Annotated in this window: 13 protein-coding genes; 2 read left to right on the top strand and 11 right to left on the bottom strand. The window is 61.9% G+C overall.

What is annotated here, in order from left to right; genetic code table 11:
• Position 1 precedes the first annotated feature (1 nt).
• On the bottom strand, positions 2-859 hold the full coding sequence (locus ACIQH5_RS05285) for an aldo/keto reductase (protein ID WP_400400910.1): 858 nt from the start codon (positions 857-859) through the stop codon (positions 2-4).
• Positions 856-1,296, bottom strand: a complete 441-nt coding sequence (locus ACIQH5_RS05280) for a cupin domain-containing protein (protein WP_400400908.1) — start codon at positions 1,294-1,296, stop codon at positions 856-858. The genes ACIQH5_RS05285 and ACIQH5_RS05280 overlap by 4 nt, the downstream gene beginning before the upstream one ends.
• A 134-nt stretch (positions 1,297-1,430) precedes the next feature.
• Between ACIQH5_RS05280 and ACIQH5_RS05275 the strand changes: the two genes are divergently transcribed.
• The gene (locus tag ACIQH5_RS05275; protein WP_400400906.1) at positions 1,431-2,315 is read left to right on the top strand and encodes a helix-turn-helix transcriptional regulator; all 885 of its coding nucleotides are present in this window, start codon (positions 1,431-1,433) and stop codon (positions 2,313-2,315) included.
• A gap of 13 nt (positions 2,316-2,328) precedes the next feature.
• Here the strand turns inward: ACIQH5_RS05275 and ACIQH5_RS05270 are convergent, their stop codons facing one another.
• The 5 genes from ACIQH5_RS05270 to ACIQH5_RS05250 form a co-directional block, all read right to left on the bottom strand.
• On the bottom strand, positions 2,329-2,841 hold the full coding sequence (locus ACIQH5_RS05270; RefSeq protein WP_400400904.1) for a hypothetical protein: 513 nt from the start codon (positions 2,839-2,841) through the stop codon (positions 2,329-2,331).
• 125 nt (positions 2,842-2,966) lie between these two features.
• On the bottom strand, positions 2,967-3,548 hold the full coding sequence (locus ACIQH5_RS05265; RefSeq protein ID WP_400400902.1) for a DUF1349 domain-containing protein: 582 nt from the start codon (positions 3,546-3,548) through the stop codon (positions 2,967-2,969).
• A gap of 150 nt (positions 3,549-3,698) precedes the next feature.
• Positions 3,699-5,069: an APC family permease gene (locus tag ACIQH5_RS05260; RefSeq protein ID WP_400400900.1), complete on the bottom strand. Its 1,371-nt coding sequence runs from the start codon at positions 5,067-5,069 to the stop codon at positions 3,699-3,701.
• Between the two features lie 54 nt (positions 5,070-5,123).
• Positions 5,124-5,825, bottom strand: coding sequence for an alpha/beta fold hydrolase (locus tag ACIQH5_RS05255; protein ID WP_400400898.1), 702 nt, complete (start codon positions 5,823-5,825; stop codon positions 5,124-5,126).
• Between the two features lie 29 nt (positions 5,826-5,854).
• Complete coding sequence (locus ACIQH5_RS05250) at positions 5,855-7,072, bottom strand: FG-GAP repeat domain-containing protein (RefSeq protein WP_400400896.1); 1,218 nt, start codon at positions 7,070-7,072, stop codon at positions 5,855-5,857.
• Between the two features lie 167 nt (positions 7,073-7,239).
• Here ACIQH5_RS05250 and ACIQH5_RS05245 point away from each other — a divergent pair, with 167 nt between their 5' ends.
• Complete coding sequence (locus tag ACIQH5_RS05245; RefSeq protein WP_400400894.1) at positions 7,240-7,599, top strand: iron chaperone; 360 nt, start codon at positions 7,240-7,242, stop codon at positions 7,597-7,599.
• Positions 7,600-7,807: 208 nt separating this feature from the next.
• Here ACIQH5_RS05245 and ACIQH5_RS05240 read toward each other — a convergent pair whose 3' ends face one another.
• From ACIQH5_RS05240 to ACIQH5_RS05225, 4 genes are all read right to left on the bottom strand, one after another.
• Positions 7,808-8,785, bottom strand: a complete 978-nt coding sequence (locus tag ACIQH5_RS05240) for a hypothetical protein (protein ID WP_400400892.1) — start codon at positions 8,783-8,785, stop codon at positions 7,808-7,810.
• A 95-nt stretch (positions 8,786-8,880) separates the two neighbouring features.
• On the bottom strand, positions 8,881-9,879 hold the full coding sequence (locus ACIQH5_RS05235; RefSeq protein WP_400400890.1) for a class C sortase: 999 nt from the start codon (positions 9,877-9,879) through the stop codon (positions 8,881-8,883).
• Between the two features lie 9 nt (positions 9,880-9,888).
• Positions 9,889-11,391 (bottom strand): SpaH/EbpB family LPXTG-anchored major pilin, encoded by a 1,503-nt coding sequence (locus ACIQH5_RS05230; RefSeq protein ID WP_400400888.1) that lies wholly within the window; start codon positions 11,389-11,391, stop codon positions 9,889-9,891.
• Positions 11,392-11,481: 90 nt separating this feature from the next.
• Positions 11,482-15,657 (bottom strand): hypothetical protein, encoded by a 4,176-nt coding sequence (locus ACIQH5_RS05225; protein WP_400400886.1) that lies wholly within the window; start codon positions 15,655-15,657, stop codon positions 11,482-11,484.
• Positions 15,658-15,706: the final 49 nt, after the last annotated feature.

Raw genomic sequence — 15,706 nt, 5'->3', positions numbered from 1 at the left:
GCTAGTTGTATCGACGGCCGCCGAGCCAGCTGACCATGGCGGGGTCGCGGTGGTCGAAGAAGAGGCTGGCGCCGGTGTCCAGGGTGGTGATCCGGGCCATTTGCTCCTCGGTCAGGGCGAAGTCGAAGACGTCCAGGTTTTGGGCCATACGCTCGGGCCGGACCGACTTGGGGATGACCGCGACTTCGCGTTGGATGAGCCAGCGGAGCACCACCTGCGCTACAGACTTCTCGTGAGCTTGAGCGATGGCGCTGAGGACCGGATCGGTGAAGATGTTGTTCTTGCCCTCGGCGAACGGTCCCCAGGATTCGATCTGGACGCCACGTTCGCGCATCAGTTCCTGATCGGTTGCGCGCTGATGGAAGGGGTGCGTCTCAATCTGGTTCACCGCGGGGGCGATTTCGTTGTGGTCTATGAGATCAACCAATCGATCCGGGTGGAAGTTGGAGACGCCGATGGCGCGGGCAACTCCTTGCTTGTTCAAGTCCTGCATGGCGCGCCACTCACTGTAGTAGTCCCCGAGCGGCTGATGGATCAGGTAAAGGTCCACGTAGTCCAGTCCGAGGCGGTTCAGGGAATTCTGGAACGAGTGCTTGGTGTCGTCGTAGACGCTGCCGGTGGGGGCATGCTGTATCCAGAGTTTGGTGGTGATAAAGAGTTCTTCCCGCTTGATTCCGCTGGCTTTGATGGCTGCGCCCACAGCGTTTTCATTGCCGTAGGACGCTGCGGTGTCCAGATGCCGGTATCCGGCGGCGAGGGCTGATTCAACAGCGGCTTGGGTTTCTTCTTCAGGGATCTGGAATACGCCGAAGCCTAGGATCGGCATTTCGACGCCGTTGTTGAGGGTGACATTTTTCATCGGTTTTTCCTTACTGTGGTGCTTGAGGCTTTTGCAGTAGTCGTTTGGGCGGCCTGGTAGTCGCCGTCGCTGACTGGTTCGAGCCACGTCGCCGTGTGCCCGTCGTCGTGCTCCACCATGGCCAGGTGGCACATATGGCTGTCCTGTGTCGCGCCGTGCCAGTGTTCCTCTCCGGGCGGTGTGTGGACCGTGTCGCCGGCCCGCATGAGGATGACTTTCCCGTCGCGGCTGGCCACCAACCCCATGCCCTCTGTGCAGTGCAGCAGCTGACCTAGGGGGTGGGAATGCCAGTTCGTGCGTGCTGCGGGATTGAAACGGACCATGGCAGAGTTCAACCGTGAGGGACTCTCACCAGAGTGCAAGGTGTTCAGATACACGTCGCCAGTGAACTTCTCGGTAGGTGCCTTGCTGGTTGGGCCTGGAATTGCGAGGCGCATGTTTGTGATGGTGTCCTTCCATAAACGGCTCTTACTCAAGACAACCAGCCCTTTTACTGGCGTGGGAGAGCCTGTTGTGCGGTGTACTGGCAGTTCCTGTTAGGCCGTTCCGCTTTCGCCGTAGCCTAGAAGACATGGACAAAACCAATGACGTCCGCGACTTCCTCATGAGCCGCCGGGCACGCATCACCCCGGCCCAGGCAGGGCTGCCCGCCTACGGGGGAACCAGAAGGGTGGCCGGCCTTAAACGCGAGGAAGTAGCCATGCTCACGGGCGTCAGCACGGAGTACTACGCCAAGCTCGAACGAGGTAATCTGCGAGGCGTATCCGATTCCGTTCTCGACTCTTTAGCCCGGGCCTTGCAACTCGATGAAGCGGAACGGGCCCACCTTTATGACCTCGCCAAAGCGGCAGTGCCCACCGCAGGATCCGCTTCGCGGCGTGCACGTGCGGATGTGCGCCCAAGCATCGAAAGAGTCCTTGCCGGGATGACGGGAACGCCTGCCTACGTCCGGAACACCCGGATGGACGTCGTAGCCGCCAACAGCCTGTGTTTCGCTCTTTACACCGAGATCCTCAGCCCCGAAAAGCTTCCGTTGAACCTTGCCAGGTTCATGTTTCTGGATTCGCGATCCAAGGACTTCTTTGTCGAATGGGATACTCTGGCTGACGACTTCGCAGCGGCCTTGCGCACAGAATCCGGTCAGAACCCCCGGGACCGCGCGTTGAACAGTCTCATCGGCGATTTAGCCGCTGGAAGCACCGAATTCTCAACACGGTGGGCCCGGCACAACGTGCGCTTCCACCGCACAGCCCGCAAGACGATGCGCAACCAACTTGTAGGCGAGATCGAGCTCACCGGCGACGCCCTTGAGCTTCCAGGTGAAGGACTAACGGTTATCGCTTACTCTGCCGAACCTGGAAGCCATGCCCAGGATCAACTCGATTTTCTGGCCAGCTGGAGCGCTGGCAAGAAGAACCCCCTCGAACAAGCACCGGTCAATCCGCGGACGGCCTGATGATCGTGTCAGTCTAGGAGAGCTCGTACGCAGGACGTGCGGCGCCTCGCTCAGCACTGTGCACCTGGAGGGCGTGGCGCATGGCTTGGCGGTTTTCTTCGGCAAGTTCAGGCTGGTCGGCCACACGGTAAAGGTCCGCTGCCCATTGAAACTCATCAGCGGCAGCACGGAAGCGGGCTTCGTCGAAGAGCCGCCGGCCAATGTGGTGCCGAACGTAGGCTTCCTCTTCCGGTGACCGGACTGTTCGCAGGGCTTTTTCGTGAAGTACGGCGGCGTCGTGCCAGCGGTATTGACGTTGATTGATTTGGGCAAGGACCAGCAGCAATTCACGGCGGTCGGGCGAGTCGGGCAGCAGCTTGAAGCCCTCGTCCAGAGCTTCAGCGTCCCGGCCTAGTAAAGCCAAGTACCTGACTCGTTCAACGGGTGGACAATCGCCTGCCAAGGCAGCTTCCAAGGCTTGGCGGTTGATCACCACATCGCGGAACGTCGCAGGGTCAGTGCGCCAAAGACTTGCAGTATCTTCCACCGTGATGTGCCCCCCATAGGCTTGTTACGGAGCCAACTGAGTCGCAGCACTGTCATTGCCAGGCTGCCGGAACCTCCATAATCTCATGAACGGTGACGCCCGCAAGCTCACCGGACCCGGCGGCCTCAGTGGAGCTGGCTGTCCGGTGCTGTAGCCCGCCAGGAGTGAAAGGGAACAGTCAGCCCCGAGCGTGTTGGGGCGCAGGTAAAGGGCCCGGCGGCGGCCACCAATTCGGGCGCCAACGGCACAACCCGTACGAGTTGGAGTTCGTTGCCGCCGGAAGCTGCCCGGATGGTGAGGGCGTCGCCGGACCGGCTGACCCGTATACGAACCCGGCCGCCGTTCCATTCGGGAACAGGTGCCAAGGACCAGTCCGAGAAGCGGTCCGTAACCACCGCGCCCAGTTGAGCGGCGCCGTCGGCGAATTCCACGCCCGCCTTGATCCAATGCTCGGCACTGACGCGGACAAAAATGCCCGCTTGGTCGAACTGTTGGGAGAACGCGGCCGTGAACTCAACCTCCATGGCGCTCTCCTGCGGGAAGGGAGCGAGCAGCGCGTGCTCGGTGTCGTGGATGAAACCGTAGGACGTGACGCGCCAGGCGTCGCTGCTTTCGGCCGCGGTGACCAGGAGGTCACCTTCAAGCTCGACGACGGCGGCTGGCTGGTTGGTCCACTCGCCGCGGTTCCAAGGGATGAGGGTTGTCACAAGGCTCCAGAAACTTTTCCATGGTGGACATGACCGATACGACGTTGCCGGTCTCGACTTGGCCTAGCCTAGCGGGCTGGGTATCAGACGAAGTTTTATTGGAGTTCCCAGGTCCAGAGATTCATCGAGGCTGTTGCAGAGAACTCAGCTCTAGGACTCCAAGCGTGCCTTCTGAGCCTCTGGGCGTTGTTTGGCCGCGGGCAGGCCGGTCCCTTTGCGTGCCTGAATCCTGCGTGTAACCAAGAAGAGGACCAGTCCGATTACCAAGAGGATGGCCGCGCGCAACCAGATTTCCGGGCCTTGTTGGAACAGGAGGAGGACGCAGGATGCCAAGGCCAGGCACGGGATGACCACCGGCACGCGGAAGTGCTTGTGTTCCACTTTGTCTTTGCGCAGCACCAGAACGGCCAGGTTGGTGCTGATAAAGACGAAGAGCAGAAGCAGGACCACCGTTTCGGCGAGGGAGCCGAGGTCGCCGGTGACGGTCAGTGCCATCGCGGCCAGCGTGGTCACCACTATTGCTACCCACGGGGTGCGCCGTTGCGGGAGGACTTTCCCTAGCCCTGTAGGTAGCAATGATTGTTCTGCCATTCCAAAAGCCAGGCGACTGGCCATGATCATGGTCAGGAGGGCACCGTTAGCAACGGCGATGAGGGCGATCAGCCCGAAAAGCCAGTCCGGTACTCCAAAACCAGTGGCTTGGACAACCTGCAGCAAAGGGCCTGAAGAACTGCTCAAGTCATTTGGCGGCAGAGCCACGGATGAGGCCAAACCGATGAGAACGTAGATGGCTCCGGCGGTCAATAGAGCCCCAAACAGTGCCTTGGGGTAGACGCGCTGGACGTCCCGGACCTCTTCGGCAACGTTGGCAGAGGTTTCAAAGCCCACGAACGAGTAGTAAGCCAGCAGCGATGCGGCAAGGATTCCCGCGCCGGGGGAGACGGCCGGGTTGAACTCGAGAACGCGGGAAGCATCGCCGTCTCCGCGGCCGAACATCAGGCCCACCAGGACGATCACCAACACCAAGCCTGATACTTCAATGACGGTCATGACCACGTTGGCCCTGACGGATTCCTTGACCCCACGTGCATTCAAGAGGGCGATCAGCAACAGGAAAACCAGGGCGGTGGGGGTAGTGGGCACATCCAGAAAAGGCTTGAGGTAGTCCCCAGCGAAGGCGAGGCTCAAACCCGCCGCGCTGGTCACCCCGGCGGCCAACATGGAGAAACCCACCAGGAACGAAACCACGGGGACTTTGAAGGCCCGTTCTGCGAAGACGGCAGCTCCGCCGGCCTTGGGGTATTTTGTCACCAGCTCTGCATAGGAAGCTGCGGTGAGCATGGCTAGGATCAGGGCCAGCGCCAGCGGGATCCAGACGGCCCCTCCTACCTCGCCCGCGACCTTCCCCACCAAGGCGTAAATGCCCGCGCCCAGCACGTCGCCGAGGATAAAGAGGAACAGCAGCGGTCCGGTAATCGACTGCTTGAGTTTTGATGTCTGGGGCTTAGCCGGGCTGCTCATGAGAACAGATACTACCCCGAAAATAAGGAACCTTACTAAATGATTGTGGTGTTTTCAGCGGGGCAGCAGATCCATGAATTCGTCGAAATGGCTGCACCAAACTGCGTGCGAGGCCCCAGGAACGTCGTGCACAATAACGCCTCGTTGACGCATGGCGTTGGCGTCCTCGTCCGAAACGAAATTGCTGGGTCGTGCACGAATAACAAGGGTGCCCGCAGGGGCCGGCCATGATCCGCTTGCTGCCGACGAGAGCGCTGCCGCCGTCTCGGCGTCGAATTGTTGGGCTGCCGCAGCCTCGACGCGCGCGTCTTTATCGCTGTAATGTGGCCGGGTTCGGCGGAGCTCCTCATAGTTACGCGCTCTCCGGCCCAGTTCGTACTGCTCGTGGGCCAGAGTGGGATCGGTTCCGGGAGGAGTGGAAAGCGGAGAGTCTACGAGGATCGCCTTCATCGGTTGAAGCTCGCTCAGCGCAGCTGTTAGCACGAGCCCACCGAAAGAATGCCCGATGGCAAGGGAAGGCTTGAGTGCATCGTGCAGGCCCGCTGTGGCCACCACGGCAGCAGCCGCTCGTTCCACCGTGAGACTGAGGTCCCGTGGCGAGTGGCCATGCCCGGGGAGGTCCATCGCGAGCACGCGATTTCCCAGCGCAGCGAGGGCCGGCCCAACCCGCCACCAGCTCTCAGACGAACCCATCATCCCGTGGAGCAGGATCACCGCGCGCTCTCCCTCGCCCCACTCCCGCACCTGAAGTTCCATTGCTTTAGTCTTTCAGGTAGCGCAATACATCAAATCAGATGACTGAAGACATTCCAGCCTGTTCCGATCGGGCCTCTTCCTGATAGCCCGGAGTCGACGTGGAAGTCAGGGCTGTACAGGTGGAGATCGCCCTCCTGATCAATTCCGATGACATCATTTCTGGGTCCGCGCGTGGCGTTGTAGTTGCCCCAGTTAGGGTTAAATACGCCTGCTCCGCTGATCTCGCTCATGACATCCCATCCAGGGCCAACCATTGATGGGGATTTCCAGTGGCCGAGTCCATCGGTCGGGTACTGGTAAAGGACACCGTTGTGGCCACGGGCGAAGATGTCCACACCCCCGTCGGCATTGGTGTCTCCGGGGGCGACGATCTTGTCGAAGATTTGCCAGCCTGAGCCAACTTGTGTGGGGCTGAGCCAGCCTCCTTGACCGTCGCCGGGGTAGAGGTGAAGGTTTCCGCGAGGGTCGCGGGCCAGTACGTCGTTGTTCCCGTCCCCATCGAAATCTCCAGCTCCGACGATGGAATCAAAGATGTTCCACCCTGAGCCGACTTGTGAGGGCAGCAGCCAACCGCCGTCACCGTCGCCGGGGTAAAGGTGAAGGTTTCCGCGAGGATCGCGGGCCAGGACATCGTTGTTTCCGTCGCCGTCAAAATCGCCAGGGGAGAAGACTGTGTCGAAGATGTCCCAGCCAGTTCCAACCACCCTGGGCTCGTCCCAGGAGCTGCTGTAATGGCGTGCGTTGCGACTCATGTCATAGAAATCCCAGCGGGACTCATAGGTCCTGGGGTAGAGGACAAGCTCGCCGTCGTCGGTTCGGGCCAGCAGCTCGAAGTTTCCGCGGCCTGTCCATCCTGAAGCGCGGGTGGACGCAGCAATGGGGGCGGTCTCCGCACTCTGGTAGGTCTTTGCTCCCGTGCATAAGCCTTGAACGTTGAAGGAGATCCGGTTACCGCGGTCCTCTGGGATGAGTTTCAGGAACTCTCCTTGGCGCTCCGCCGGAAGGGGCACTCCGTTGCTCAGCCACTCGATATCGAACCGAGGACTCGTCCCTACTGGTGCGCAGCTGCCTATGCTCGTGCTGGCCTGTCCGATGGTCAGTTCCGAGCCCACGTACGGCATTCCAAACATCAAGGGCTCGGAGTCCCCGGACTCTGCGGAGGCCGGGGCGCCGCCGACTACTGCCGTACCCACTAACACGGCAGCTAGAGCCGCCGACTTCAACGCAAAAACACGAAAAGCACGCATGATCCCCCAAGTCCTTCAAGACAGGCATTATTTCCCCCGAGCGTAACAGCAGTCACACGGGCGCCCTGTGAATATCCAAGTGCAGGGCCGACCCGGCCGTATCGACGGCGCGAGTGCGTGAAGCCCGCTGTCATAGAATCGGCCTTGCGGCGACAAGGGGAGATCACATGACAGCGGGTTCCATCAGCGAGTACATCGAGCAGTTCGACGGTGACGTTTGGCAACGGCTGCTGACCGTCTACGACATGATCCGTTCGGCTGTCCCAAGTGAAGCTGAAGAGTCGATCAGCTGGCGAATGCCCACCTTCAAACTTGGCACCGAGCCGTTGTTCTTCTTTACTGCAACCAAGAAGCACATCGGGTTCTATCCGACTCCGGACGCAATGGCGCATTTCTCGGCACAGCTCAGTGACTACGGAACCACGGACCACCTAGTCCAGCTACGCCACAGCGCCCCACTTCCCATCGATCTCCTTCGGGAGATCATCAACTGGCGGCTTGGGCGGCTGCAATTGGACCAGAACTGAACTTCCCGTCAAGGGCTTCGTCTCAGCTACCCGTGTTCTCAGTTGCGCCCAAGTGGCTCTGACTGCGCGCACTGCCAACGCGACGGCAAACGATGACGTCATCAGCACAACTGCTGAGACGGCAACGATCATCACGCCAACTATGTGAACCAACAGGACGGCGGACATTACTAGGGTGTGAGCGTCAACGAGTTCCATTGCTGATCAACTATTCCGCGTACTGGAGGCTGGTCAGGAGGGCCTTGAGCTTGCTGTATTGCTCGGATTCCATCCAGGCAGCAGCGCTTTCGGGTGTCATGGAAACTTCGATATTGGCAGTCGCTTGGGCTGCCCCGTTGCCCATGATCAGAAAGCTGCTTGCTGAGGTGCTGTCCGGGCCCTCGGTCAAGAGGCTATCCACCACCACACCCATGAAGTATCGGGTGTATTCGGTGTCGAACGGATATTCGTCTTTGAAGAAGGCGAAGTGACCGGCGCCGCGCTGGCTATCAAAATTCGTCAGTGGCTGGGAGTCGAGGATGGTGCGGTTCACGGGCCCGCCCACGACGCCGCCGTAAACACCGCTGGCGATTTCCGCTACCTTGATGCCCGTTTCGTCATGGATGTGCGCTTTGGCTGTTTCGTAGTGCTCACCGTTCAGGTCCAGGGGTGTTTCCTCGGTTTGCGCGGTCCAGCCCGCCGGCAGCAGGAAGGAGATGTGCCCATCCGGGAAGGTGTACAACCCGCTCACCGGGAAGTCCGGGGAAACGTGTGGCGTTGAAGGTTCAGTGGGTGTTATGGGCGCTGGTTCTGGAACCGCAGGAGCAACGGTCGACGGCGGAATGGTCGCCTGCGGTGCGGGAGCAACCGGCGGTGCGGGAATAACTGGGTCCACATCAACAGCAGGAGCCGCCGGAGCAGGAGCAATTACGGCCGGAGCAGGAGGGATGACAACAGGCGCCGGAACGGTGACCTCCGCCGGCTGGGCCGCAAGGGAGGGACTGCTCTCTAATGGAGCTACCTGCTCGGAAACCGGGGTAACAAGTGCCTCGGCAATGCTCGCTGCAGGCAACGGGCTTGTTTCTTCTGATGCAGTGGTCAATGAATTACTGTCCGGGATAGACGGTGCGCAGACTGCCAGGGTGAGTGCCAGCGCCAGTGTTGCCAGAGTGGCGTACTTTGCAGTTCCGGATCGGTTGTACTTCATCTTGGGTTCCTTCCCCCACGGAGTGATGGAGCACTTCTTGTGCTCATACATCTTGTTTCCGGCAAGGAACCACTGGTTACAACAGCTTCAAAAAGTTACTGACTATTCGTGACGCGCTGACGCAGAGCCCGCGGTGGCCGTCCTGAAAGCCACACGTAAGTACCTGCGGCCACGATTACTCCGCCCGCGGTGAGCATCCACCACGGAAAGCCCGGGATGTCCGGCCTCTGCCCGGCTGCATCGACGTCGGATTGCGGGGTGGGGATGACGCGTTCGCCGGTCACGAGGATCCGGTGGCTGTTGATGCCTAGAGGGGTGCACGTGACCAGGGTGAGAAGGTCTTTGCCGGGCTGGATGAGGAGGCTCTCAGTTTCTTGGGGCTCAACCACCAGGGTTTCAACCACCCGGTAGGTCAGGACCTCGTTGAAGACTTCAATGGTGAAGGTGTCGTCCACTGCTACCTTGTCCAGATTGGAGAAGAGCTCCGATGTCGCAAGGCCTCTATGCCCGGTGACTACGGAGTGGGTGGATGCTCCGCCAACAGGGAGGGCAGTGCCTTCGAGGTGACCGATGCCGTGTTCGAGGACCGTCTCGCTGGTGCCGTGGTAGATCGGAAGATCAACGTCAATGGAGGGGATTCTGATGCGGGCCATGAGCCCTTCGGAATCTCCACGGAGCATGTCGAGGTACTTTTGCTTATCGGGCTGCGTTTCATGTGCCAGGGGCAGGCGTTCGTTCGCCGCAACAGCTGCTCCGGCCCCGCCCAGGCGCTGGTTGTAGTCCCGTGCTTCGGCGATCCGCTCGCGCAATGTTTCGGCGCCCAGATCCTTGATTCCCTGAGTTAGTTCGTCAATTTTTTGTGACTGCTCCACTGCGCTGAACCATGCGGCCGCGGCCGGGTAGAGGAGAAGCCCTGATCCGGCAATGACGGAAATGGCAACGAGCAGCGGCAGCAGCGGGAGCCGCCATTGAAGCAGCCGCTTCCGCTCGCGACGGGTGAGGTCCACGGTTGGACCGAGCGAAGTGGCTGGTATTTCATCGTCCGGGAACGGCGAAGGCGGGACGCCTTTCTGACGCCCCGCCTTCGCATTCACAGTGTTAGGTTACGCGTTAGCGGGTGCCAGGGTGGCACGACGACGACGCGCGGCGAGGATTCCGGTACCGAGTGCAATGGCAAGGAGCCCAATGCCACCCACGGTGAACCAGAGGGCACCGTCACCACCGGTGAGGGGGAGCGCGAAGGCCGGAACCTGATCGTGCTCGAACTCAACGTAGTTCTGTACCGGCGCCGTGGTGGAGCTCGGCCCGGCCACAACCTGGGTCTGGACCTGGCTCGGCGTCGGCAGCTGGAACCCGGCCGGGGGAGTTATTTCCCGGACGTAGTAGTTGCCCGGTGTGATGATCGGGATAGCTACGAAACCGTTCGCAGCGGTGGACCAGTTTTGAACGCCGTTGATGAAGATTGCGTTCTGGCCAAGGTTGGCATCGTTCTGGTTAAGGAATACCTGGTACTCGGCGCCCGCGAGCGGTGTGCGAACGTTGTTCTCGTTCTGGAAGGCGAAGACCGTGAGCTGACCGATCGGGGTGCTGCCGGTGACGGTCTCCGTGGCGCCATTCACAACGCTCGTGGCTGAGTTGGTGATGATGCCGTTAGCCGGAATGGTGACTGCGCGGGTGAGGACGGTGAGTGTCACGTCTCCTCCAGGCAGGCCAGCCAGGCGGGTAAGCCCGGCAGGAGTGAAGGTGGCGGTGAGGTTACGGCTGGTGGCGTCATACAGCAGGGTGTAATCGGTGCCTTCAACAAAGTTCTGGGCAACGTTTGCCGAGTTTGCTACCCGCACACTGGTGGGAGCAACGCCGGTGGGGCCGGTTGCCAGGTACTCAAGTTCCACAGGCAGCGCGTCCGTGAGCGTGAAGATGTCCAGAGTATCGCCGCCAGCGAGCGTCGGTACGTCAGAGTTGATGGCCCAGCGAACCAGATCGGGGTTGCGGGCTTCCACCGAGTTGGCAGGAGCCGGAACACGGGTCTTGGTCAGATCCGTAACTGCGTTCTTGGGGTACGCGTGAACATCATAGATCCACTGGTTCGCCGGTGCACCGCCCGGGCCTGTGGGGAACGGCAGCGTGACCAGGAACGGCGCGGCCGGGTTGGTGGCCCCAGCCGGCAGCGCGGTCTCGGTCACGAGGTAGAGACCGATCGGCAGGGTGTCGCCATTGTTGAATGTCGCCACACCATTGGAGCCGGTGGTTGCCGTGTAGGTGCCGGCAGCGTTGACGCGTGAAGCAGCCGTAGCGGGTGTCAGCGAGGAGACCTGCTCCCATCCTGCCGGCGTCGTGAGGTCTACACCCTGGACGAGTGCGGCAGTGAAGGTGGCGCCGGAGAGCGGGGTGCCGGGGACGTTAACTTCCTGGCCGGTACCCACCTGCTGGCCGTTTTCCGGACCCAGAGCGTACTTGTGAAGGGTCAGGGTGCGGGCGATCGAAGGATCGATATTTCCCGGTTGAGTGACGGCTGCCGCAGGCGCGACGGCGACGAGAGTCGCCGCTGCGCCCAGCGCCAGCACGCCGGCAGCGGCTGAAAGCCGCTGGAGGATGCGGATGGACATGTGATTTCTCCTATGAGTGAGGTGAGAGTGAGACCGAGTGAAAGAGTGAATTGAGTCTGGGACGTTGGAATGGGACGTGGAGATGCGCATTCACCGAGAGGCGCCTCGCATTCGTCGACGCCCATGCCACACCGAAAGAGCCAGTGCCAGACCAAGCACCAACCCCCCTCCGATGAAGAATGCGTCGGCGCTCGTACCGCCGGTGAGCGGTAGTTTTGTGGGCTCCACAGGGGCGTTGACAAAGCGGTATACCGCCGTCTGGCCCGCCGCCGGAGCTGAAATTGTCCGTGACGATACCGGGATCCACGTTGACCCTGTAAGCAGTTCGAGACGGAGTTCCTTGTAGGCGATTCGCCGGGTTGGGTCGGTGGCTGCCTCGGACAGTGTGTAGCTGTGGCCCGGCCTGACTTCAAAGGTGTTGGCCGGGTTGCCCGAGGCCGCGTAATCGGCGCCCAGACGGCTCTCGGTCGGTAGGGTGACGCCAGCCAGTGCCGCCGGGGTTGCCGTGAGCCTCCAGTCCTGCGCTTGGAAGCCCGGCTGCGGGTTCTGAACCTGCTTCACCAAGGTGATGGCCGCCGTCGTGTTTGACACTGTGCAGGTGATGGTCGCGGCGCCGGGCGGTACAACATCGCCCGCTGCTGTGACGTCCACGGTGGCACCTGTTGCGGTGACGCAGCGCCAGGTGCCGCTCTGCACATAGGTGCCCGGACCGCCGGCCTCAGCCAACCGGTACGCAACACCGGGAGTGACGGGAACTCCTGAGGCGGCGGCCGTGCCGGATCGCCCGGAGGGACCGGGAAGCGTTCCGTTGGGGCCGGTGGCGCTCAGGGTCCAATCAGTGGGCAATGCGGAGCCGAAGGTCACCTCTTTGACGAGTGTGAGCGATGCCGTGGGTCGGTTGATGATGGTGCACTCGATCGCAGAGGAGGGGGCAATGGCCGTAAGGCTCGCACTGATGTTGGTCCCGGCCTGAGTGAACGTGACCGCCCGGGCAGCGCCGTTCACCGTGCATGATCCGCTAACGAACGCGTAGCCTTCCTGCTGGGTTTCCGAAACAACCACCGTTGCCCGTGACGCCGTCGTGCCGAACAGGACAGTCCAGCTGGCCTGTCCCGCAGCATCGGTCTGCTGCGTGGGCGCCCCACTGGGGAGGGCGGTGGCGCTGCCCGTGGTGGCGGTCGCCGTCGTTCCTACGCTCCAGTCCGCGCCGGGGCGGGTAAGTCCCGAGAACTCCCGGATGGTTTTGGTGATCCGCACACTCGACACAGGGGTGGGGGAATTGAAGAAGGTGCAGGTCACGTTCGCGTTAAGCCGGTTCGGCATAGTGACAGTGCCTGTGGTGGACGTTCCCGCGCTTAGCCGGACACCGTCAGACCAGCAGTCGTAAAGTGCGGTGTATGCGCTGATGGCCGAGGAAGACCCGGCGGCCATGGATTCTGAGATGGTGATGGTGTTACCTGCCGCGGTGGGGAACGGGCCGATTTGCGCCGGCTGGCGCCCGTTGGCCGCACCAGTGGTGGTGGCGGTGGCGATGGTTGTCAGGGGAGTTCCCGAGGCCGCCGTCAGCGTGAACTGGTCACTGGCAGCCTGACGGCCCACCACATTCTTGAGCACGGTGAGCGTGGGTGGCGACGAGCAGCCTGCGAGGTCCACGGAGTTGACGGGCACACGCGATGTGCCAGGAACCCTGGCCCACGTTGTGGCGTCAAATTCATAGGCGCTTCCGGCATTGGAGAGGTAGACGGTGCCGCGCGGTGAGAACGCGATGCCGTTGATATTGGCGAAGGCAGCGTCCGTACCGGTTGTCGGCTTGGTTGAAGCGGTACTTACCGCCAGAGTGCCGCCGGAGCCAGCCGCCAAGGCCTCCGCGGAAACTGTGTAGATCGTGGCACTGTTCGTGGAGCCCACCAAGGCGGCGCCCACCACGTAGAGGTTGCCGCGGGCATCGAAGGCCATGTCACCGTTGCCATTTGGCGCAGCACCCGTGGGGAAGGCCCCCACGAAAGCGAAGCGGGTTGCGGTGGGATTGGATTCCGTGAAGCTCCAGATGTAGAACTGTGAGTTGACGAACTTGCCAAAGAGATAGCGCCCGGTGGAAAGATCGATCGCACCGGCAACGATGCTGCCCTCTACCGTGGTCCCGCTTGCGACGGTGGCATATGCCGTGTTCGCCAGCTTCTGGAAGCCTCCGCCCGGGGTCCACTTCAGAATCGACGCGACATCGCTCGCATCAGTTGACCGGTCCAGCGCGTAGGCAAGGTTTCCGCCCGCACCAATGCCGAGGCCATTGGCTGCGGTGACGCCGGTCCAACTACCAACTGGGGCGAGACTACCCGAAACAATGTCACCTTGTTCCAGCGCACCGGCCGCCGTAATGGAGTAGAAGTGGTTCGCATCGCAGAAAAGTCGGGCAGCCTGCACGGTATTCGTAAAGGTGCAGACAACCTCGGCCCCAGCCTCGTCAGGCACGGTGATGGTACCGGATGCTCCCGCCCCGGACGCGATTACATTACCCGCACGGGTGCATTCGTAGGCATTGGAGTAGCCCAAGCCAGCGCCGGAGGTTTGTGCCTCGTGAATGGTGTAAGTGGAACCGGGCTGAACCACTGAGCGGGTTACCTGCGCCGCTTGGATTCCCGTGGCCGTGCCCGTGGTGGTGGCCGACGCGAGCACAGTGGTGCCCGACCGCAAGGACAGGGTGAACTGGTCTGTGGGGGCTGAGCGCCCCGGAAGGTTCTTGCGCACCGTGATGGTTGTTGCGGGCGAAACGGCGAGGTTGGCCGGGGCTGAAACGATGAGCCCGGTAGGCGTCACGGTACCGCTCGTGTAGGTTCCGGCGCTGGCTGCCACCACGGAGACGGAGATGGTGCACGAGGTTGTTCCAGCTGCGAGGTCTCCACCCAGAACCGAGATGTTGCCCGAACCGGCAGTTGCAGTGACGGCGAAAGCGGTCCCGGCAGCATTGGCGCATGAACCCGCCACCGCCGGGGTGGGTGCAACGGTCATCCCAGTGGGGAGCGTCGCTGAGAACCCCCAGTCGGTTTTCGCCAAAAGGTCGCTGGTGTTGGTGACTGTGTAGGTAAGAGTCGTAGGAGCAGTGGCTGTGGCGCTCGCTGAATCGAAAGCAACGTCAAGGGCGGGAGAGACGTCGAGTATCCGCAGGTTGTCCACGCCGAAGCCACTGCCGGCACCGGTGACGGTGTTCACCAGCTGCACCTGAGATGTGGAGATCTGGGCCGGGGTAAGGAGGGCGGCGTTGTTGCCCGTGAGGTTGCCGGCCCGGACCGAGGCAGCCCACGCGGGGTCGAGGATTCCGGAGATGGTACCCAGGGTTGGGAGTGCGGGTGAGGTGTAGTAGACGTTGCCGGTCCGGCTGCAGGGGACCACGGGGGCGGTGTATCCGCTCAGTAAAGTGGTGGCACCCGAGACCAGGTTCAGCGAAAGCGAGGCGTTGTTGGTGCCACATTGGGCGCCTACAACATTCATCCCTAAGGCGTAGTAGCGCGAATCCGGGGCGACGATGCCGGTTCCAGCAGTGGACTGGAGCACTGTGGTGCCGCCGGCAACCGTGGCGTATGGGATGGAGACAAGCGCGTGGTTGCTTTGCGTGGCGGCGGTTGAGCCGTTGGCAGGTGCTGAAGCTGACGTGGTGCCAACAACACCGGCGGACACTTGACCGAGGACGTCCGCCATGCGGCGGGCGTCACGAGCGGCGAGGGAGGATTGCCCGACGGCGGCGATCGGCTGAGTGGGGCAGAAGGCAGCGTTGGGGAACGGGGACGTGTAGTTGACGAGAACGCCCGTGCAGCTGGTGCCGCTTCTCCAGCCTGTGGAGGCCGTATATTTGCCTCCGGAGTAGGTGGGAAGACCGCTCGCGGCGGTTGTGAGGCCCTGTTCGAAGGACTCTGTCCATACTTGGCGGGGCGCTTCGGCAACTCCGGCGGCGAATATGGTCGCATCGGCGAAGGCTGTGAATTGCTCGGATGAACCCTCTGCTGCTGGTGGTCCACGCCCGGATTCAGCCACTGATTCATGCCCCGGCACGTTGGAGTCCGGTGTTGCGGGAAGGCTGGCGAGCGGGTCCGGCTCGGTGGGCTTGCGGGAATCGGTGGCGGCGGGCTCAGGCTTTTCCGGAGCCGGCTTTGCAGAAGTCGACTCCTGCGTTGATGGTTGATCAGGAACCAGTGAGGGCGCCGGGGCCGGTGTTTCCTGGGCCGCAGTTTCGGTGGGTTCCGCTTGCGGCGGGGACAACGGTTCAGCAGGCATTCTCACAACACCGGCTTGGGCGGGGAGGGGAGCTGTGATTGGTCCCCAT

The sequence above is a fragment of the Paenarthrobacter sp. NPDC091711 genome (genome assembly GCF_044756605.1).
GTDB lineage: Bacteria > Actinomycetota > Actinomycetes > Actinomycetales > Micrococcaceae > Arthrobacter.
This window is presented reverse-complemented; position numbering and strand designations above follow the sequence as displayed.

Coding starts and splice junctions, on each gene's coding strand:
- ACIQH5_RS05280 (WP_400400908.1), bottom strand. CDS start 1,296: ATGCGCCTCGCAATTCCAGGCCCAACCAGCAAGGCACCTACCGAGAAG.
- ACIQH5_RS05245 (WP_400400894.1), top strand. CDS start 7,240: ATGACAGCGGGTTCCATCAGCGAGTACATCGAGCAGTTCGACGGTGAC.
- ACIQH5_RS05225 (WP_400400886.1), bottom strand. CDS start 15,657: ATGCCTGCTGAACCGTTGTCCCCGCCGCAAGCGGAACCCACCGAAACT.
- ACIQH5_RS05285 (WP_400400910.1), bottom strand. CDS start 859: ATGAAAAATGTCACCCTCAACAACGGCGTCGAAATGCCGATCCTAGGC.
- ACIQH5_RS05260 (WP_400400900.1), bottom strand. CDS start 5,069: ATGAGCAGCCCGGCTAAGCCCCAGACATCAAAACTCAAGCAGTCGATT.
- ACIQH5_RS05250 (WP_400400896.1), bottom strand. CDS start 7,072: ATGCGTGCTTTTCGTGTTTTTGCGTTGAAGTCGGCGGCTCTAGCTGCC.
- ACIQH5_RS05275 (WP_400400906.1), top strand. CDS start 1,431: ATGGACAAAACCAATGACGTCCGCGACTTCCTCATGAGCCGCCGGGCA.
- ACIQH5_RS05255 (WP_400400898.1), bottom strand. CDS start 5,825: ATGGAACTTCAGGTGCGGGAGTGGGGCGAGGGAGAGCGCGCGGTGATC.
- ACIQH5_RS05230 (WP_400400888.1), bottom strand. CDS start 11,391: ATGTCCATCCGCATCCTCCAGCGGCTTTCAGCCGCTGCCGGCGTGCTG.
- ACIQH5_RS05240 (WP_400400892.1), bottom strand. CDS start 8,785: ATGAAGTACAACCGATCCGGAACTGCAAAGTACGCCACTCTGGCAACA.